This window comes from Jidongwangia harbinensis, from assembly GCF_020216025.1.
Taxonomy (GTDB): domain Bacteria; phylum Actinomycetota; class Actinomycetes; order Mycobacteriales; family Micromonosporaceae; genus Actinoplanes; species Actinoplanes harbinensis.
Genome location: NZ_JAIWNC010000002.1, coordinates 341,914 through 360,749, shown reverse-complemented (window position 1 = coordinate 360,749; position 18,836 = coordinate 341,914). Strand labels below are relative to the sequence as shown.

The window sequence follows — 18,836 nt, the reverse complement described above, 5'->3', positions numbered from 1 at the left end:
CGGATACAGCGCCGGCACCAGCGCACAGGCCACCGCCAGCCCGGCCACCTGGGCGAGCACGAAGGCCGGGACCGAGCCGGGGTCGATGCCGGCCGGCGTGCCGGTGAACACCCGGCCCAGCGTGACGGCCGGGTTGGCGAACCCGGTCGAGGAGCTGAACCAGCAGGCCGCGCCGACGTAGGCGCCGAGCGCACCGGGACCGGCGGCGCCCCGGCCGGTCCGGACCAGCGCGGCGATCAGCAGCAGCAGGCCGGCGGTGGCGACCACCTCGCTGAGCAGCAGGCCGGCGCCGGTGCGCGCGGTCCGCGCCACGGTCACCGCGGGGTCGCCGAACATCAGGTTGCCCAGCACCGCACCGGCCAGCGCGCCGGCGATCTGGACCGCGACGTAGCCGGCGAGACCGGTCACGGTGAGGCCGGCGCCGGTCCGGCGGCCGAGGAACCAGTCGGCCACGGACACGACCGGGTTGAAATGGGCCCGCGACGCCGGCCCGAACGTGTAGATGATCGCGGTCAGCGCGAGCCCGACCGTGATCGAGCACTCCAGCAGCCGCAGCCCCGCGTCGCCGGGCGAGAGGCCGGCCGACATCGCGCTCGCCCCGACCACGGCGACGAGCAGCAGCAGCGTCCCGAGGAACTCACCGAGGAGCTGGCGGCTCAATGGTCGAGGGTCCATGTCGAGCTCCGGTGGCGGGTTCGGACGAGCCGGTCGCCCAAGATCATAGGCAGCCGACCGGCCCACCCGGCAGGGCCGATGGACCCGTCGACGCGACCTTGACAGCGCCCACGCTCTGCGTGCAATCTATGGAAAATGTTCAATCGCCACACTTAAATGTGTGAATGTGTCGCGGGAGCGAGGGATCCGGATGCGGAATCGACCGGGCCGGACCATGGCCGCGCTGACCGTGGCGCTGACGGTGAGCGGACTGCCGACCCTGGCGCCGGCCGCGTACGCCGCACCGGACCACCCGACCGCGGTGGCCGGCAACCCGTTCGTCGACGGCTGGTACGCCGACCCGGACGTCGCGATCTACGACAACGCCTACTGGGTGTTCCCGACCTCCTCGCGCCCCTACGACCAGCAGACCTACCTGGACGCCTTCTCCTCCACCGACCTGGTGACCTGGACCAAGCACCCCAACGTGCTCACCACCGCCAACGTCTCCTGGGCCCGGCGCGCGGTGTGGGCGCCCGCCCCGGTGCAGCGCAACGGGAAGTACTACCTGTACTTCGCGGCCAACGACATCAACGACAACAGCGAACTCGGCGGCATCGGGGTCGCCGTCGCCGACCGGCCGCAGGGCCCCTACATCGACGCCCTCGGCCGGCCGCTGATCAGCCAGTTCGTCAACGGCGCCCAGCCCATCGACCAGGACGTGTTCATCGACGACGACGGCCAGGCGTACATGTACTACGGCGGCCGGGGGCACGCCAACGTGGTGAAGCTGAACAACGACATGGTCAGCCTCGGCCGCTTCGACGACGGCAGCACCTACCGCGAGATCACCCCGTCCGGGTACGTCGAGGGCGCGCAGATGTTCAAACGTCACGGCCGGTACTACCTGATGTGGTCGGAGGGCGGCTGGACCGGACCGGACTACTCCGTCTCGTACGCGGTCGCCGACTCCCCCACCGGGCCGTTCCCCAAGCTGGACAAGGTGCTGGCGCAGGATCCCGCGGTGGCCAAGGGCTCCGGCCACAACGCGGTCATCAACGTGCCCGGCACCGACATCTGGTACATCGTCTACCACCGTCGCCCGCTCGCCGAGACCGACGGCAACCACCGCCAGCTCGCCTACGACCGCATGTACTTCAGCCCGGACGGCACCATCCCCCGCGTCACCATGCGCGTGCAGGACGACTTCGCGGACGGCAACGCGCTCGGCTGGAAGACGTACGGCGGCTCCTGGTCGGTCACCGGCGGCCGGTACCAGACCACCTCCTCGTACGGCGGCAAGGCGCTGCTCGACACGAACTTCACCGACTTCGTCCAGGACACCACCGTCTCGATCAGCTCGGGCCGCGGCGACGCCGGCGTCACGTTCCGGGTGAGCCAGCCCGCGGTGGGCGCGGACAGCTACCGCGGCTACTACGCCGGGGTGCACGCGTCCGGCCGGGTCCTGCTGGGCCGGGCGGCCAACTCCTGGACCCCGCTCGCGTCGGTGCCGATGACGGTGACCCCCGGCACGCGCTACCACCTGCGCGTCGAGGCGGCCGGACCATCGATCAAGGTCTACGTCGGCGACATGTCCACCCCGAAGATCAGCGTGACCGACCCGACCTATCCGACCGGCGCCAACGGCGTGCGGGTGTACGACAGCGCGGCGACGTTCGACGACGTGGCGGTCGCCCGCCGCTGACCCGGAAACAGTGCGGAGCGTTTCCACCCGGTCACTGGTGGGGATGGGATGCTGAGGGTCACGCCCGTCAGCCCCCAGTGCCGGGAGGACACGTCGATGCTGCCGCTCAACGATCAGAACCTGTCGTCGCTCCCCGAGGATCTGCCGGTTCCGCGCTACGATCGCGCCCGGCTGCGCACCGGCATCGTGCACTTCGGCGTCGGCGGCTTCCACCGCGCCCACGAAGCCATGTACCTGGACCGTCTGATGAACGACGGCAAGGCCCTGGACTGGGCGGTGTGCGGCGTCGGGGTGATGCCCGCGGACCGCCGCATGCAGGCGGTCATGGATGCCCAGGACGGGCTGTACACCCTGGTCGTGAAGGCGCCGGACGGCACGCTCGAGGCGCGGGTCGTCGGCTCGATCCGGGAGTACCTGTTCGCGCCGGACGACCCCGAGGCGGTCATCGAGAAGATGGCCTCCCCCGAGGTCCGGATCGTCTCGCTGACCGTCACCGAGGGCGGCTACAACATCAACGCGGTCACCGGCGCGTTCGTCGAGGACCACCCGGACGTCCAGCACGACCTGCGCCCGGGCGCCTCCCCGCGGACCACGTTCGGGCTGATCACCGAGGCGCTGGCCCGGCGGCGCGACCGCGGGCTGCCGCCGTTCACGATCATGAGCTGCGACAACATCCAGGGCAACGGGGACGCCGCCCGGCGCAGCTTCGTGGCGTTCGCCCGGCTGCGCGACGCGGAGCTGGCCGACCACATCGAGACGTCGGTGCGCTTCCCGAACAGCATGGTCGACCGGATCACGCCGGTGACCACGGACGACGACCGCGCGGAGGTGCGCCGCCGGTTCGGCGTCGACGACGCCTGGCCGGTGGTGTGCGAGCCGTTCACCCAGTGGGCGCTGGAGGACAGCTTCGGCGCCGGACGGCCCGCCTTCGAGGACGCCGGCGTGCAGGTGGTGCCGGACGTCGAGCCGTACGAGCTGATGAAGCTGCGGCTGCTCAACGCCAGCCACCAGGCGCTGTGCTACTTCGGCTATCTGGCCGGGTACCGCCTGGTACACGACGTCGCACAGGACCCGCTGTTCGCCCGGTTCCTGCTGGCGTACATGGACCGCGAGGCCACCCCGACGCTGGAACCGGTGCCCGGCATCGACCTGGACGAGTACAAGCACCAGCTGATCGACCGGTTCTCCAACGCCCAGGTGCGCGACACCGTGGCCCGGCTGTGCGCGGAGAGTTCGGACCGCATCCCCAAGTGGCTGCTGCCGGTGATCCGGCACAACCTGCGTACCGGCGGCGAGATCCTGCGGGCCACCGCGGTGGTGGCGAGCTGGGCCCGGTACGCCGAGGGCACCGACGAGCAGGGCCGGCCGATCGAGGTGGTGGACCGCCTGGCCGGCGTGCTGACCGCGGCGGCGGTGCGCCAGCACGAGGATCCGCTGGCGTTCATCCGCAACTCCGACGTGTTCGGCGACCTGGCCGGCGACGAGCGGTTCGCGTCGACGTACCGGTCGGTGTTGTCCTCGCTGCACGCCAAGGGCGCCCGCGTCACGCTGGAGGACCTGGCCGCCGCCGGTTAGGCGGTTCGTCCTCAGCACCGACAACCCGCAGGCGCGCCGCCTCTGCACGCGGATCGGCTTCGCGCCCCGCCTAGCTTCTGCGGAACGAAGCCCGGTACGCGTGCGGGCTGGTGCCCACCACCCGCTTGAACCGTTCCCGGAACGCGGTCGGCGAGCCGAACCCCACCCGGCCGGCGATCCGGTCCACCGGCTGGTCGGTGCCCTCCAGCAGGTGCTGCGCCTGCCGGACACGGGCCCGCAGCAGCCACTGCAGCGGCGTGGTCCCGGTCTGTTCGCGGAACCGCCGGTTCAGCGTCCGCACGCTCATGCCCGCGTGCCCGGCGATCTCCGCCAGGCCCAGGTCCCGCGCGCAGTTCTCCTCCACCCACCGCAGCACCTTCTCCATCGCCGAGCCGCGCGGAATCGGCGGCGGGTCGTGCACGATGAACTGCGCCTGGCCGCCCTCCCGCTCCAACGGCATGACGGACAGCCGGGCGGCGTCGGCGGCCACCACGGACCCGTGGTCCCGCCGGATCAGGTGCAGGCACAGGTCCAGGCCCGCCGCCGCACCGGCCGAGGTGAGGAACTGGCCGTTGTCCACGTACAGCACGTCCGGGTCCACGTCGATGTCCGGGTAGCGGTCGGCCAGCTCCGCGGCGCAGGCCCAGTGGGTGGTGGCCCGCCGGCCGGCCAGCAGGCCGGTGGCCGCCAGGATGAAGGCGCCGGAACAGATCGAGGCGATCCGGGTGCCGCGCGCCGCGGCCCGCCGCAGCGCGTCCAGCACCTCGTCGGGTACGGGCAGCGTCTCGCTCCGGCCGGGCAGCACGATGGTGTCCGCCTCGGCCAGCGCCGCCAGTCCCCACGGCGGCCGCAGCGTGAACATGCCGGCGTCGACGCTCGCCCCGGCGCCGCACACCTTGACCCGGTAGGCGGCACCGCCGTCCGGCAGCCGGGTCCGGGCGAACACCTCGAGCGGCGTGGACAGGTCGAACGGGACGACCCGGTCGAGCGCGAGAACGGCCACGGTGTGCATGCCAGCACCTTAGGCGAGAACCCGTTGGCCATCGTCATTCCGGCCAGCCGCGGCGGCCCCCCGGCCTCCGGGCGATCGGGGCCACGGCGTCACCAGGTGAACTCCCGGCCGCGCGCCGTACCGCCGGGCAGCAGCGAACGCCCGCTGTACTGCCAGGTCAGCACGACCACGTAACGGCCACCACGGGGGGCCTGCAGGTCGGCCGGTCCGCACCGGTGCTTGAGCGCGAAGTCGGTGAACATCAGGCCCTCGCAGGTGTGCGGCCCGGCGACCACCTCGTCGGAGCCGGCGTCGCGGACCGTCAGCGACACGTCGGCCTGCACGCCGGGGGTGGCCTCCACCTCGCCCGACACCCGGATCGCGGCGCCGACCGCGTGACACGGCTGGGCCAGCACCGGATGTCCCACGTCCCACGAGTACTTCTCGCCGCACCGCCACGGCCCGAACGAGACCGAGCCGCGGGCCTCGCCGGGACCGACGGAGACGTCCACCCGGCCCGGTCCGGCCGGTGCCGGGACCGTGGCGGCGGCGGACGGCGTCCCCTCGGTGTCCCGGCCGGTGCGCGCGGTCGTCGCCGGCGTACCCGGACGGCCGGGCGACGGTGCGTCCGGCGCCGGAGCCGCGCCCGTACCGGAGGCCGCGGTGCGCGAGGTCGCGGCACCGGCCGCACCGCCGCCGCGGACCGGAGGGGTGGCCGCGGTGGCCGACGGCGAACCCGCCTGCCGCCCCTGCCAGGCCTGGTAGCCGCCCAGGCCGGTGGCGGTCAGCGTGCCGGTGACCAGCACCGCCAGCAGACCCCGGCGGGCCCACACCCAGCTGCGCGGGCCGTTGTGCGGCCGGCGCCGGAGAGGCCGGGCGATCGAGGGGTGCGGCACCGCCCGTGGCACCGCCCCGACCGGTTCGGCGTCCGGGTCGGGCGCGGGCAGGGCGGGCAGGCCGGCGGTCCGCCGGGACAGGTCCCGCAGGACGTCCCGCAACTCCGCCGACGGGGGCCGGCGGGCCGGGTCCGGGTCCACGCACGACTCGACGACCGCCCACACCTCGTCGGCCAGGCCCTCCGGGCGCACCAGCGTGCCGTCGAGGTGGCCACGCAGCACGGCGATCGGTTCCCCGGCGTACGGGGCCCGGCCGGTGAGGAGTTCGTAGAACACGACGCCGAGCGCGTACACGTCCGCCGCGGGTGACGCGTCGCCGCCGCCGATCGTCTCCGGGGCCATGTAGTGCGGGGTCCCGATGATCGCGTGCGGCGTGGTCAGCCCGGCGGTGTCGAGCACCCGGGCGATCCCGAAGTCGGTGAGCCGCACGTCCGGCCGGGTGGTGCCGTGCAGCAGGATGTTGTCGGGTTTGACGTCCCGGTGCACCACGCCGAGCGCGTGCGCCTCGGCCAGCCCGGCGGCGACCTGCCCGAGCAGCCGCGCCGCCTCGGCCGGCGGCAGCGTGCCGGCGGCCCGGAGCCGGTCGCGCAGGCTGCCGCCCGCCACGAAGTCCATCACCAGGCCCAGGGATTCGCCGGCGCTGAACAGGTCGCGGACGCCGACGATGTTCTCGTGGCGCACCATCATCAGGATGGTGCGCTCCTGCACGAAGCGGGTGACCAGCTTCGGCTGCCGCAGCAGTCCCTCGTGCAGCAGCTTCACCGCGACCTGTTCGCCGGAGGTGCGGTCGATGCCACGCCACACCGTGCCGGTGGCGCCCTGCCCGACCGGGCAGATCAGGACGTACGAGGTGCCGACACAGCGGCCGCTGAGATCGACCGTGGCGGGCTCGTCGGAGCCTGCGCCGTTCAGGGAGAGGGACGGCTGCACGTGTTCGTCGTGTCCTTCCTGGACCGGGATGGCCGGGGTTCTGCGGAGCGACGACGATCGTCGTGGCGGTGCCGCCGATCGGCAACGGAGATGCATCCGATCTGGCAGAACACCGAAACCCGGAGCGCCGGCCGTCACCGCCGGCGCCGGGGTTCGTTGACCCTGGCCGAGGCCGCCGCCGGTTCACCCGGACGGGCGACGGCTACGCGGGCCCGCGGTCGACCAGGCTGAACGCGGTGCCGGCGGACTCGTCGGCGGGCTGCTCGACGAGCGCCTCGAACCGGTCGTCGCTCCACCGGACGACGCCGTGGACCCGGTTGCGCACCCGGTACGTCGGCCGGTTCTCCTTGTCCCGCCCGGCCGTGGGAGCGACCTCGAACAGCGTCGCCACGCCGTCGGCGCAGGCACCGGCCGCCAGCGACGGCAGCCCGTTGCGCGGGGTGCGCACGCCCAGGCAGGACCGCTCCGCCGGCAGGCCGTCGCGCAGCGACCGGATCAGGTACGCGCCGTCCCGCGGGACGAGCACGAACTGGGCGTCGGCGGCGTCGGCCGGCGAGACCGCGACCTTGCCGTCGGCCCGTACCGCGAGGTTCTTGCCGGTGTCCGCCAGATGCAGCAGGGTGCGCTGCTGCCCGGCCAGCACGGCGTCCGGGTTCTGCGCCGGGACGGACGCGTTCACCGGCTGCGGCGACGGGCCGGTGAGCACGCCGGTGGCAGCCGGGGCCCGGTCCGCCCCGGCCTCCCGGTGGGTGAGCAGCGCGCGACCCGCCAGACCGCCGGCCAGCATCGCGGCCAGCAGCGCGGCCAGGCCCAGCCGGGCCGGCCAGTGCCGCAGATCCGGCCGGCGGTTCCGGGACCGGCCCGGCACCCGCCGCGGCGCCGGGACCGGCCGCCGCACCGGCACGTCCGCGGTGCTCCGGTCCGCCGGCTGCACGATCTCGCGCAGGAACGGCGTCTCGTGCGACACCCGGGCCGTGGCCCCGGACGGTGCGCCGGCCAGCAGCAGGTCCAACAGCTCGCGGGCGGTCGGGCGGTCGTGCGGCTGCTTGGCCAGCGCCCGTGCCACCGGCTCCCGCAGCGACATCGGCACGCCGGTCAGGTCCGGCGGCTGGGTCATGATGCGGACCGCGGTGCCCGGGACCGAGTCGGCGCCGAACGGGGTGCGTCCGGTGGCCGCGAAGGCCACCACGGCGCCCCAGGAGAAGATGTCCGCGGCCGGGCTGACCCGGGACCGCGCCTCGGCCTCGAACCGCTCCGGCGCCATGTACGAGATCGTGCCGACCATGTGCCCGGTCACGGTGTGCGGGCTGGTCGCCTCCAGCGCCCGGGCCAGGCCGAAGTCGATCACCTTGATGCCGCCGAGGGTCAGCAGCACGTTGCCCGGCTTGAGGTCGCGGTGGATGACCCCGGAGCCGTGGATCGCGGTCAGCGCGGTCGCCACGCCGACGGCCAGGCTGTGCAGCGCGGTGCCGGTCAGCGGGCCCTGCCGTTGCACCACCGCGTACAGGCTGGGCCCGTCGACGTACTCCACCACCAGGTACGGCGGGTCGTGGTCGGGGTCGGCGTCCAGCACCTCGGCGGTGCAGAACGGCGGCACCTGCCGGGCCCGGTTGACCTCGCTGCGGAACCGGCGGCGGAACCCCTGGTCGTGCGCCAGCTCGGCGCGGACGACCTTGACGGCGACCTGGCGGCCGGCGGCGTCACGGGCCAGGTAGACGGTGCCCATGCCGCCCTGCCCCAGGACGCCGAGCAGGTGGTACGGGCCGACGCGCGCGGTGTCGTCGCGGTCGAGGTGGAGGTCCATGTCAGATCCGGGGCCACGGGAGCGCCACGGGCCATTCTCCCTATGTAGACAGCACGCCGGGGAGCACAGTACTCCGTCTCATCGAAGGACGCCCTCAAGGAAACGGTCCGGTCGTACCGTCCACATCGCCCTGCCCTGCCATACCGGCAGTGGTGCCCGACCGCCCCGTGGCAGCATCGGGAGCCATGGCACACGAGACAGCGTTCGGCGGCTCGGCGGCCACGTTCCTGGGCCCCGCACCGGCCCGGGTGGAGCTCGACGCGGAGCTGCTGGAACGGGTGGACTGCGGCCGGTACGTGCGGGAGAAGGTCCGGTACTCGACCGCGCCCGGGGAACGGGTGACCGCGTACGTCTGCCTGCCCAAGGCGGCCGACCGGCCACTGCCCGCGGTGTTCTGTCACCACCAGCACGCCGGCCGGTTCGACCTGGGCAAGAGCGAGGTGGTGGGGCTGGGCGGTGACCCCGACCAGGCGTACGCGCACGAGCTGGCGGAGCGCGGTTTCGTCACGATCGCACCGGACGCCGTCGGGTTCGAGGAGCGGAACTGGAGCCCGGACGGCGCGTCGAACGTGACCTGGTTCGAACTGTCCACCCGCCTGGTGCAGGGCCGCACGCTGCTGGCGACGTGCCTGCACGAGGTCTCGGTGGCGCTGGACTACCTGGCCACGCGGGACGAGGTGGACCCGCAGCGGATCGGGTTCCTCGGTCACTCGTACGGCGGCCGAATGGCGCTGTGGGCACCCGCGTTCGACCATCGGATCACCGCGTCGGTCTCGCACTGCGGATGCATTCCGTTCCGGGACTCGTACACCCGGGACACCGGCCTGCAGGCCGAGTTCGTGGTGCCCGGTTTCGCCGCGGCGCACGACCTGGAGGACGTCGTCGCCGGCTTCGGCCGGACCTCGTTGCTGATCTCCGCGGGTACGGCCGACCGGTGGAGTCGCGGTGCCGAGCGGCTGTTCGCCGCCGCCCGGCAGTCGCTCGGTGACCGTGCCGAGCTGGCGCGGTACGACGCCGGCCACGTGTTCACCGCAAAGATGCGGGCCCGCGCCTACGCCTTCCTCCGGGACCGGTGCTGACCGCCGCGGTCACCCGGCCGTGCAGGTGACCGCCATGCCGGTGGCGGTTCCGGTGCCCTGGAAGCCGAACTCGGTGGTCTGACCGGCGGCGAGCCGGCCGTTGTGGGTGGCGTTGCCGAACTGGACCGCGCTGCCGGTGCCGCTGCGGGTGGCGTTCCACACGTTGGTGACCGCGGCACCGGACGGCAGCGGTGCGCCGACGGTCCAGGAGCCGATCGCGGCGGTGCCCGCGGTGACCCGGACGGTGGCGACGAAACCGCCGGTCCACTGGTTGAGCGAGACCGCGGCGGCGCAGCCGGCGGTCCCGCCCGGCGGGGGCGTGGAGGGATCGGGTGACGGGTTGCTGGGCGGCGACGGGTTGCTGGGTGACGGGCTGCCCGGCGTGTCGCCGGTGATGCTGCGCGGCACCGCCTGCAGCGCCCGGAACCATTCGGCCGCCATCTTGTTGTAGCCGCCGGCGTTCGGGTGGACGCCGTCGGCCAGGTCGGCGGTGGTCAGAGCGCGGTACATGTCGACCAGGTGGACCCGGCGCCCGGCGGCCACCTTGCTCTGCACCATGCCGGGGATGGCGGCGTTGAACGCCCGGACCCGCGCGTCCTGACCGGAGAACGGCACCAGCGTGGCGACGAACACCTCGGCGTCCGGCGCGGTGCTGGTGATCTTGTCGACCAGGGCGGACAGCCGGTTGGGGGCGTTGGGCAGGTCGCGGTTCTGGGCGATGTCGTTGGTGCCGATGTGCAGCAGCACGGTCCGCGGGGTGGTGGCGCGCAGCCAGGCCACCACGTTGGCGTCGATCTGGTCGATCCGCCAGCCGGAGTGACCCTGGTGGTCGTGGTCGCCGAGGCTGGCCGGCCCGTTGAACTGGGAACCGACGAAGTCGATCAGGTATCGCCCGGCCACGAACTGGCGCCACAGCTCGATCCGGTAGCCGCCGGGCACGTTGAAGCCGTCGGTGATCGAGTCACCCAGCGGCATCACCCGGACGCCGCCGTTGGACTCGGCCCGGGCCGGGGTGCTGAGCGCGGTCGCGCCGGCCAGCAGCACGACGAGGGCGCAGACCACGGCGGCGAGCACCCGCCGCAGTGTCCGGGGCGTCGGCATGTCGCCTCTGGTGGTGTCCACGGATCCTCCCGGGGCCGGCGCGGACTTCATCGATATGGATGAATATATAACACCGTCCCGCCTCTGGGTACGGCCGCCGGCCCGGCGGGACCGGGCGAGCCCGGCCGGACCGGCGTCGCCACCGCCGGGAATGCCCGTGCGGAATCCCGCAACATCACTGTCGGGAGCGGCCCGGCAATCATTGACAGGCGTCAAATTCATCGTCGATGCTGGAGGCCGACGAAATTGACGGGGGCGTCATCATGGTTGGCGGCAGCACGCTCCGGCAACCGGAAGAGTGATCTTTCTTGATGCACCCCACGGACGTTCCGGGGGAATCGCATGAAACGTAAACGCTCTGCCGCACTGCTTTTCACCAAGGTTCTGGCGGTGGGTTTCGCGCTCGCCCTGGCCACCCCGGCGCCGGCGCCGGCCTCCCTGGCCGCGCCGCTGCAGCCGACGGCCCACGACGACTTCCGCGTCACCGCCACGTCGGCCGGCCACGACATCGGCACGTTCGCCCGCTCGGCCACGGTCATCGAGTTCTCCGCGGTGACCAAGGGCGCGGTCTCCGCCCAGGTCACCCTCTCGGTCGGCGGCAAGACGTTCACGGCCAGCAAGAACATCGCGACCGGCGACGCGCGCTGGTCCGGCGGGAATGCCTCGCTGCAGCCGGACGACCGGCTGGCGCTCACCGCGTTCACGAGCGCCCTCGAGTCAAAGTGGATCAAGGCGGCCAACGCCGCGAAGACGCCGATCCCGTTGCACCGGGACCTGACCGCCCGGCTCGCCATGCTGCTCGCCGAGGCGCCGGTCGGCACGAAGATCGGCACTCAGAACGTGCCTCGCCCGGTGGAACAATACGGTAAGCAGAAACGCCCGGACAGTTCCATCGCGGTGGAATCCTGCCTGAAAGAAGGCGCCTTCGCCACCGTTCCGAACAGTCCGGAACGAAGCGCGATGATCGCCGCGTGCCAGGAAAGCAACGAGGACGGAATCCTGTACACCGGCTGCAATGTGAACGCGTGGGTGGTACACGACGCGGACAGCCACTGCTTCCTCGGCGAGACCATCTATGTCGGCCCGGCGTCCTCCGACTGCATGGGCAAGTGCGGTGGCGGCTGCTTCATCATCACCGGCTACACCTACGACTGCGCCGACCACGACCGCTGCGGTCGCGAGCACGGTGGATCGACGAACCCGTGGGACAGCGAGTGCGGCGACGAGTACTGGGAAGCTGATGACGACTTCTTGTGGTCGACCAACCAGTGTGACTAGACACCGGTCCACCATGCGGCCGTTCCTCATCGCCGCGTCGCTCGTCGGGCTGGCGTTGCCGGCCTCCGGTTGCGGGTCCACCGGCACGTCGGTGGACCCACCGCCGAACGCCCTGGCCACGGTGGCGGACACGCCGATCACCGTGGACCAGGTGCGCGCGCTGATCCCCGACGATCCGCTGCCTCCGGTCATGGTCGCGGGCGGCTATTCCGGTCCGTGGCGGGAGGCGCTCGACCTGGCGATCCGCGACGAGCTGCTGGCACACGAGGCCGCCCGCCGCGGCATCGGCGCCACGACCCGGGCCCAGCAGATCGCCACGCTCATCACCCGGGAGCAGCGCGAGACGACGGGCCTCACCGTCGACGGCATCACCGAGGGCGAGGCGCGGGCCTGGTATGCGGAACGCCGCGGGCTCTTCGGGAACGTGGAGAAGGCCGACGTGGCGTGGGCGGAGTTCACCGACGGCGCCCACGCCCGGAAGGTCATGGACCAGGCCGCCGGCACCGATCAGCCGACGTTCCAGCGACTGCTGCGTGCCGGCGGCGCGCCGAAGAGCGGCACCGCCACTGTCGACGATCACGGCAAGGGCGCCGACCCGATGATCGCACGCGCGACCTACGCGATCGGCGAGGTGGGTGGCGTGGGCCTGTCCGCCGACCCGCAGAACGGACGGTGGTGGGTGGTCCGCGTCGAGCGCATCGCGTTCCAGCAGGTGACCTGGGACGAGGCGCTGGCCTACCGGGTGAAGTCGGCACTGGCGGCGTATCGTCAGGACGAACACCTGCGCCGGCTCGCCGACTCGTTGCGGAAGAAGTGGCCGGTCCAGGTGTACGAGGACCGGCTCGCCGGCGTCATCACGACGGAAGAGTTGAGATGAACCCCTGATGGCTGCGCTGGTCGGCGGAGCACTCGCCGTTTTCCTGGCCGCCGCGACCGTGGTGTACCTGCGCGGCCGCGGCGGCACACCCGGCATCGTCGGCCGGGCACTGAGAATGCTGGCGTTCGCGGCCGCCGTGGGGATCGTCGTCGCGCTGCTGCCGTTCACGGTCGAGGACAGCGGCGCCGCGGCGATCTACCTGCTCGGTGTGCCGCTGGTCGCGGCGACCGCCGCCCTCGCCGCGGACCTGACCGGTCACGCGGTGGGCCTGACCACCACGATCGCGGCGCTGGTCACGCTGGCGTGGGGGCTGCTGCTCGGCCTCGGCATCGGCATGTGGTTCGCCATCCCGGCCGTGATCCTGGGATGCGCGGCGATCGCCACGCTGTCGTCACGCGACCCGGCGGTGCCGAGCGGCCGGAAGGCGTAGCCGCGCGCCTCCCGCACCCGGATCGCCTCAGCCGCCGGTGATCGACCAGTGCCACGGTTCGGACGGCAGGTTCACGAAGCCGTACCGGCGGGCGTACGCGGCCATCCACTTGAACGCCGGGCTGTTCGCGGTGAGCGACCGCCCGCCTGAGGTGATGTCGACGGCGAGGCCGATCTCGTGCAGCGACCGGCCGGGGATCGCCGTCGGGACGCGGCACGACGAGGCCGGCGCGGTCCAGATGTCCGGGCAGCCGTTGATCTTGCGCAGCTCGATCTGCCGTTGCTTGGTACGGAACCCGCCACCGGAGAGCACGATGCCGCTGGCCTTGGCGTCGTCGAGCATCCGCCGGAACGCGTAGGCGACGTTCTTGTGCACCCGGACGCCGTACACGGTGGTGGAGTCCGCGTAGACGAACCGGGGGCGGATCTCGGTCACCACGGTGCGGCTGATGGCGGCCGCCTGGCCGGCGTACCCGGCCATCTTCTTGTCGAGTTCGACGAGCTTCTGGTGGCTGGCCACCACCCTGGCGTGGGCGGTCTGCCAGGCGACGATCGCGTTGTCCAGGTTCGTGGTGGCGGTCCGGGCCGTGGTGAGCACCGACTTCAACGCCGTGCCGGTCTGGCCGGCCTGCGCGCGGTAGGTGCCGGCGGTCGCCGACGCGGCCGCGACGGCCTGCTTCGCCGCGGCCACCGCGGCGGCGTTGTGCGGCCGCTGCAGCGACACCACGGTCAGCGTGTTGGTCGCGGTGCCCAGGGCCTCCCGGGCCCCGGCATACCGGGTACGGGCGGCGGCGTCGGCCGTGACGGCCGGCGCCAGCCCGATCTGCGCGGCGGCCTGCGTGGCCCGGCCCTGGGTCACCTGGGCGATGCGGGCCGTGAGGCTGGACCGTTGCGCGGCGAGGGTCTTGCGCAGCTGGACGTACTCCGGGCTGGGCGTGAGGCTGTGGTACATCAGCGAGGACCACGTCTGGGCGACGCGCGGCACCGCGGCCGAGGCCGTACCCGGCGGGCTCGCGACCGTCAGCACGCCGGCCAGCAGCGCCACGATCGGCACGGCGACCGTCCACCGGACCCGGGCACGCTTCGGCTGCTGGTGTCGCGGTTCCCGTCGTGTCGTCATCCGGCTTGCTCCCCCTCGGCCTCGATCGTCTCGACGAGTCTCGTGAGCGGCGGGTGCAGCCCCGGCCCCGTGCCGGTGCGGACCGGTTGCCGTCCGGCCCTAGGTATGCCTAGGAGCCCCGGCACCGCCGCTGACCAGCGAATCTAGGTAGGGCCTTCCGATGTGGCGGCACCCTCGCCGGCCGAGGATTGGTCCATCAGCGGCGGACAAGGAGACAAGCCATGTTGATGCACCCGGACCTGATGCTGAATCTCGTCAACGACCGGCACCGTGAGTTGGTCGCCGAGTCCGACCGGCGGAGCGTGCTCACCATCGCCCGCGCCACCCGCCGGGCCGGCCGAGCCCGGGCCGCCCGGAGCCGGGCCGCCGGTACCCTGGCCCCGTGCGAACGGTCCGCGGCGGTGCCAGCCCGGTGATGGTCGGGCGGGACGGCGAGCTGGGCCGGTTGGCGCAGCTCGCCGCGGCGCGTGAGCCGGCGGTCGCCCTGATCGCGGGCGAGCCGGGGATCGGCAAGACCCGGCTGGTGCACGAGCTGCTGGCGACCGTGCCGGCGGAGACCGTGGTGCTGGTCGGCCAGGCGGAACCGGGCTCGCTGTCCCGGCCGTACGAGGTGCTCCTGGACGCCATCGACGGCCGCCCGGAGGCGGACGAGGAGCAGCTGGCGGCGCTCGCCGATCCGGGGCGCAGCCCGGTCGAGCGCCTGCACACCGGTCTCGCGCTGCTCGCCGACCTGATCGGCGACTCCCCGGCGGTCATCGTCTTCGAGGACCTGCACTGGGCCGACTCGGAGAGCGCGGCGCTGTTCGAGCGGATCGCCGACCAGCGCGGGCCGCGGCTGCTGATCGGGACGTACCGGCCGGACGAGGTGACCCGCCGCCAGCCGGTGGCCGGCCTGCTGGCCCGGATGGAACGCCGGCACGCCGTCACGCACGTACGCCTGGATCGTCTCACCCCCGCGCAGACCGCGGCGCTGCTGGCCGCGGCCACCGGCGCTCCGGCGCCGCTGCGCGCCGCGACCGCGCTGCACCACCGCACCGGCGGTAACCCGTTCTTCCTGGAGGAGCTGCTGCGCGCACTGCCCGGGTACGACGTGGAGGCGCTGGTCGAGCAGCCGCTGCCGTGGAGTCTCGCGGACGTGCTGCGCCGCCAGGTCGACGATCTGGACCCGGTCAGCCACCGCATCGTCGAGGCGGCCTCGGTGCTCGGCCACCGGATCCCGTTCGACCTGCTCGCCGACGTGACCGGCACGGACGAGGAGGACCTCATCGCGGTGCTGCGCCACCTGGTCACCCGCGGCGTGCTGGTCGAGTCGGGCGAGGACGAGTTCGCGTTCCGGCACGCGCTGGTGCGGGAGACGATCGCCGGGCAGATGCTCGGCCGGCAGCGCCGCCGGCTGCACGAGGCGGCGCTGGACGTGCTGCTCAGCGGCGGCGCGGCGGACCCGGCCATGGTGGCGCACCACGCCCGCGGGGCCGGCCGGTACGACGACCTGATCGCCGCGGCCCGCCGCGGTACCGCGCTCTACCTCTCCATCGGCTCGGCCTACCAGGCCCTGCAGCTGGCCGAGATGGGCCTCGACGAGGTCCCCGACGACACCGCCCTGCTCGCCGCGGCCGCCCGGGCCGCGTGGCTGGCCGGCCTGCTGGACGACGCCCTGCGGTACGGCCGGCGCTGGCGGGACCTGGCCGGCACCTCGACCGACCGGGCCGAGTCGCTGTACCTGCTGGTCCGGATCGCCTGGGAGTCCCGCGAGACCGACGAGATGCGCTCGCTCACGCAGGACATGGAGGCGCTGATCGCGCAGCTGCCGCCGGGCGCCGACCAGGCCCGGGCGATGACCGCCATCGCGCAGTCGGCGTACCTGCGCGACGACGCCGATGCCGCGCTGCTCTGGTCCGAGCGCGCGCTGGCGCTGGCGGACCAGTTCGCGCTGCCCGCCGTCCGCCTGGCCGCGCTGGTGGAGAAGGGTTCGACGCTCGCCGACCGCCCGCAGACCGCGGACCAGGGCCGGGAGATCCTGGCCGCGCTGGTGGACGAGGCCGAGAACGCCGGCGAATGGGTGCTGGCCGCCCGCGCCCTGCACAACCTGGTGCAGGGCGAGCCGCCCTCGTCCCCCGCCGAGCACGCCGCCACGCTGGAACGGATGCGGGTCGACGCCGAACGGGCCGGCTTCGAGTCGCTGGCGGTGGCCACGTACTTCCAGGGGCGGGCCCGGCTCGCGCTGCGGGCCGGCGATCTGGACGCCGCGCTCGCCGCACTGGAGGAGGGCCGGGAGCAGGACCGCACCTACCGGCGCCGGGGCCGGTGGGCCGACTATCACGCGGTGTTCCTCGCCGGGCTCCACCTGGAGGCCGGCGAACTGGACCGGGTCGAGCAGCTCATCGCGGACCTGGCGGCGTTGCGGAACAACCCGCCGACCACGATTCCCGGGCTGGCGTTCCACCTGGCCTGCCGCCGCGGCGACCTGCCGCGCGCCGAGGCGGCCCTCGACGAACTGCTCGCGGCGATGGCCCGGGAGACGTGGCGCAGCGGGGAACAGGCGCACGATCTGATCTCCGCCGCGCTGGAGATCGGCCTGCCGGCGCACCGGCTCGGCCAGATGGCCGAGGCGCTGCTCGACGCGGAGGTGTGGGACGCCTACCGCACGCTCGTCGACGCCCAGCTCGCCGAGGCCCAGGGCCGGCACGCCGAGGCGCTGCACGGCTACCGGTCCGTCGCCGACGCCCACATCCTGGACCCGGCGACGCGCGGCACGGTCCACGTGGGCGCCGCCCGCTGCCTGCTCGCCGCCGACCGGCGCGAGGAGGCCACCGCCGAGGCGGAGGCGGCCGCACCGCTGCTGGCCGGGTGGCGCGGCTGGCGGGTGGACCAGCTCGCCGGGGTCCGTACCCGACTGGGCATGGCGCCGGCCGACGCGCCGCCGGCGGTCACCGGCCCGGCCGCGCTGACCCCCCGGGAGCGGGAGGTGGCCGTGCTGATCCGCGACGGGCTGACCAACGCCGAGCTGGCCCGGCGCCTGTACATCTCCCCGAAGACCGCCGCCGTGCACGTCTCGAACATCCTGCGGAAGCTGGGCGTCTCGTCCCGGACCGAGGTGGGTGACCTGGTCGGGCGGCGCTGACCCCCTTCGGAGGAACCCCTGTCAAACGATGATCGACGCCGATACGCTGACTCCCCGTGATGCTCGGCGACGCTTCTGCGGGTGCCCGGTCACCCTGCCGGTCTTCTCCTCGGCGCCGGCCGTACCGGTTCCGGTGACGTCCTCCGTGTCGTCCCGGCCGGCTGAGCCTGCGCGCGGACGGGGACGGGTCGACCAAGGCGCAGGGCACCCGCTTCAACGACGTACGCGACGGCGACCTCACCTCGTTCTGGTCCCCGACCGGCACGACCGGCGAAATCTCGGTCAAGTGGCCGGCACCGGTCAGGCTGTCCCGGATCGAGATCCGGGAGGCGCCCGGGGGCGGCCGGATCCGCGCCTGGCAGGTGCGCAACCACGATGACGACGACGCGATCCTGGCCTCCGGCACCGGCGCCGGGGAGATCACCTTCCGGCCGGTCGCACTGCGGAAGATCACCTTCGTCGTCCTGAGCGCGAACGGCACACCCCGGGTGGCGGAGTACCGGACGTTCGGCTGAGAATCAGTCGTGGGCCGCCGGGATTCCGGAGACCGGCCCGCGGTGGGCCTGCCGCCGCGGGCGGTCCGCGCATGACCGAGCTGCGCGCCGTGCTGTTCGACTGGCGGGGAACGCTGGTCGTGTGCCCGTCGCCGGCCGCCTGGGTCGGCGCCGCGCTGCGCCGGGCCGGCCGGGACGATCACCCGGCCGCGGTGGCCCGGGTGTGGGCGGCGATCGAGCGGGCCGCGGGCGACCCGGACCGTCTCGACGCACCCGGCGTGGACTGCGACGCGGCCGTCCACCGGGACACCTATCTCACCGTCTTCGCCGACGCCGGGCTCGACGACGAGCTGGCCGCCGCGCTGTACGCGGTGGAGTCCGACCCGGCCCACAATCCCTTCGCGGTCGACGCGGCGCCCGTGCTGACCGCGATCGCGGCACACGGGGTACGGATCGCGGTGGTCAGCGACATCCACTTCGACGTGCGGCCGGCCTTCGCCGCCGCCGGGATGGCCGGGGTGGTCGACGTGTTCGCGTTGTCGTTCGAACAGGGCGTGCAGAAACCCGATCCGGCGCTCTTCCGGGCCGCCCTCGCCGGGCTCGGCACCGCGCCGGAGCAGACGCTCATGGTCGGCGACCGGCAGCGGCCGGACGGCGGTGCCGTCGAGATCGGACTGCCGACGCTGCTCCTGCCGCCCCTCACCGACATCCGTACCCGGCGACTCGACCTGGTGGCGCGGCTGCTCGGCGTCCGGTGACCGCCCCCGGGACGCCCCTTGCGA

Annotated in this window: 15 protein-coding genes and 1 pseudogene; 10 read left to right on the top strand and 6 right to left on the bottom strand. The window is 73.4% G+C overall.

Translation table 11 applies throughout. The features are described from left to right. Positions 1 to 213: 213 nt before the first annotated feature. Positions 214 to 675: pseudogene (locus LDL48_RS04165) on the bottom strand (aquaporin); the annotation flags it as partial. A gap of 190 nt (positions 676 to 865) precedes the next feature. Between LDL48_RS04165 and LDL48_RS04160 the strand changes: the two are divergent. Next, positions 866 to 2,359, top strand: a complete 1,494-nt coding sequence (locus LDL48_RS04160) for a glycoside hydrolase family 43 protein (RefSeq protein ID WP_225253632.1) — start codon at positions 866 to 868, stop codon at positions 2,357 to 2,359. Between the two features lie 96 nt (positions 2,360 to 2,455). After that, entirely contained in the window at positions 2,456 to 3,934 is a 1,479-nt protein-coding gene (locus LDL48_RS04155) for a mannitol dehydrogenase family protein (RefSeq protein ID WP_225253631.1), read from the top strand. 70 nt (positions 3,935 to 4,004) lie between these two features. On the opposite strand, the gene LDL48_RS04150 is transcribed toward LDL48_RS04155, so the two are convergent. From LDL48_RS04150 to LDL48_RS04140, 3 genes are all read right to left on the bottom strand, one after another. Further along, on the bottom strand, positions 4,005 to 4,946 hold the full coding sequence (locus tag LDL48_RS04150; RefSeq protein WP_225253630.1) for a GlxA family transcriptional regulator: 942 nt from the start codon (positions 4,944 to 4,946) through the stop codon (positions 4,005 to 4,007). 89 nt (positions 4,947 to 5,035) lie between these two features. Further along, on the bottom strand, positions 5,036 to 6,751 hold the full coding sequence (locus LDL48_RS04145) for a serine/threonine-protein kinase (protein WP_225253629.1): 1,716 nt from the start codon (positions 6,749 to 6,751) through the stop codon (positions 5,036 to 5,038). 202 nt (positions 6,752 to 6,953) lie between these two features. Further along, positions 6,954 to 8,555 carry a serine/threonine-protein kinase gene (locus LDL48_RS04140; protein WP_225253628.1) on the bottom strand — a complete coding sequence of 534 codons (1,602 nt, stop codon included), beginning with the start codon at positions 8,553 to 8,555 and terminating at the stop codon, positions 6,954 to 6,956. Between the two features lie 185 nt (positions 8,556 to 8,740). Between LDL48_RS04140 and LDL48_RS04135 the strand changes: the two genes are divergently transcribed. Further along, entirely contained in the window at positions 8,741 to 9,634 is an 894-nt protein-coding gene (locus LDL48_RS04135) for an alpha/beta hydrolase family protein (RefSeq protein ID WP_225253627.1), read from the top strand. Between the two features lie 9 nt (positions 9,635 to 9,643). Here the strand turns inward: LDL48_RS04135 and LDL48_RS04130 are convergent, their stop codons facing one another. Further along, on the bottom strand, positions 9,644 to 10,735 hold the full coding sequence (locus tag LDL48_RS04130; protein ID WP_255627377.1) for a GDSL-type esterase/lipase family protein: 1,092 nt from the start codon (positions 10,733 to 10,735) through the stop codon (positions 9,644 to 9,646). A gap of 342 nt (positions 10,736 to 11,077) precedes the next feature. Between LDL48_RS04130 and LDL48_RS04125 the strand changes: the two genes are divergently transcribed. From LDL48_RS04125 to LDL48_RS04115, 3 genes are read left to right on the top strand one after another with little or no spacing between them, the layout of a single operon-like run. Further along, complete coding sequence (locus LDL48_RS04125) at positions 11,078 to 12,013, top strand: hypothetical protein (RefSeq protein ID WP_225253625.1); 936 nt, start codon at positions 11,078 to 11,080, stop codon at positions 12,011 to 12,013. Between the two features lie 13 nt (positions 12,014 to 12,026). Continuing rightward, positions 12,027 to 12,890: a peptidylprolyl isomerase gene (locus LDL48_RS04120; RefSeq protein ID WP_225253624.1), complete on the top strand. Its 864-nt coding sequence runs from the start codon at positions 12,027 to 12,029 to the stop codon at positions 12,888 to 12,890. A gap of 7 nt (positions 12,891 to 12,897) precedes the next feature. Beyond that, positions 12,898 to 13,320, top strand: coding sequence for a hypothetical protein (locus LDL48_RS04115; protein ID WP_225253623.1), 423 nt, complete (start codon positions 12,898 to 12,900; stop codon positions 13,318 to 13,320). A 27-nt stretch (positions 13,321 to 13,347) separates the two neighbouring features. Here the strand turns inward: LDL48_RS04115 and LDL48_RS04110 are convergent, their stop codons facing one another. Then, the gene (locus LDL48_RS04110) at positions 13,348 to 14,439 is read right to left on the bottom strand and encodes a M15 family metallopeptidase (RefSeq protein WP_225253622.1); all 1,092 of its coding nucleotides are present in this window, start codon (positions 14,437 to 14,439) and stop codon (positions 13,348 to 13,350) included. A gap of 221 nt (positions 14,440 to 14,660) precedes the next feature. Between LDL48_RS04110 and LDL48_RS04105 the strand changes: the two genes are divergently transcribed. The 4 genes from LDL48_RS04105 to LDL48_RS04090 all read left to right on the top strand — a co-directional run bounded on the left by LDL48_RS04105 (position 14,661) and on the right by LDL48_RS04090 (position 18,812). After that, positions 14,661 to 14,855: a hypothetical protein gene (locus LDL48_RS04105; protein ID WP_225253621.1), complete on the top strand. Its 195-nt coding sequence runs from the start codon at positions 14,661 to 14,663 to the stop codon at positions 14,853 to 14,855. Next, positions 14,822 to 17,560: an ATP-binding protein gene (locus LDL48_RS04100; RefSeq protein WP_225253620.1), complete on the top strand. Its 2,739-nt coding sequence runs from the start codon at positions 14,822 to 14,824 to the stop codon at positions 17,558 to 17,560. The genes LDL48_RS04105 and LDL48_RS04100 overlap by 34 nt, the downstream gene beginning before the upstream one ends. A 362-nt stretch (positions 17,561 to 17,922) precedes the next feature. Further along, positions 17,923 to 18,075, top strand: a complete 153-nt coding sequence (locus LDL48_RS04095) for a hypothetical protein (RefSeq protein WP_225253619.1) — start codon at positions 17,923 to 17,925, stop codon at positions 18,073 to 18,075. Positions 18,076 to 18,146: 71 nt separating this feature from the next. Further along, positions 18,147 to 18,812, top strand: coding sequence for an HAD family hydrolase (locus LDL48_RS04090; protein WP_225253618.1), 666 nt, complete (start codon positions 18,147 to 18,149; stop codon positions 18,810 to 18,812). Positions 18,813 to 18,836 lie beyond the last annotated feature (24 nt).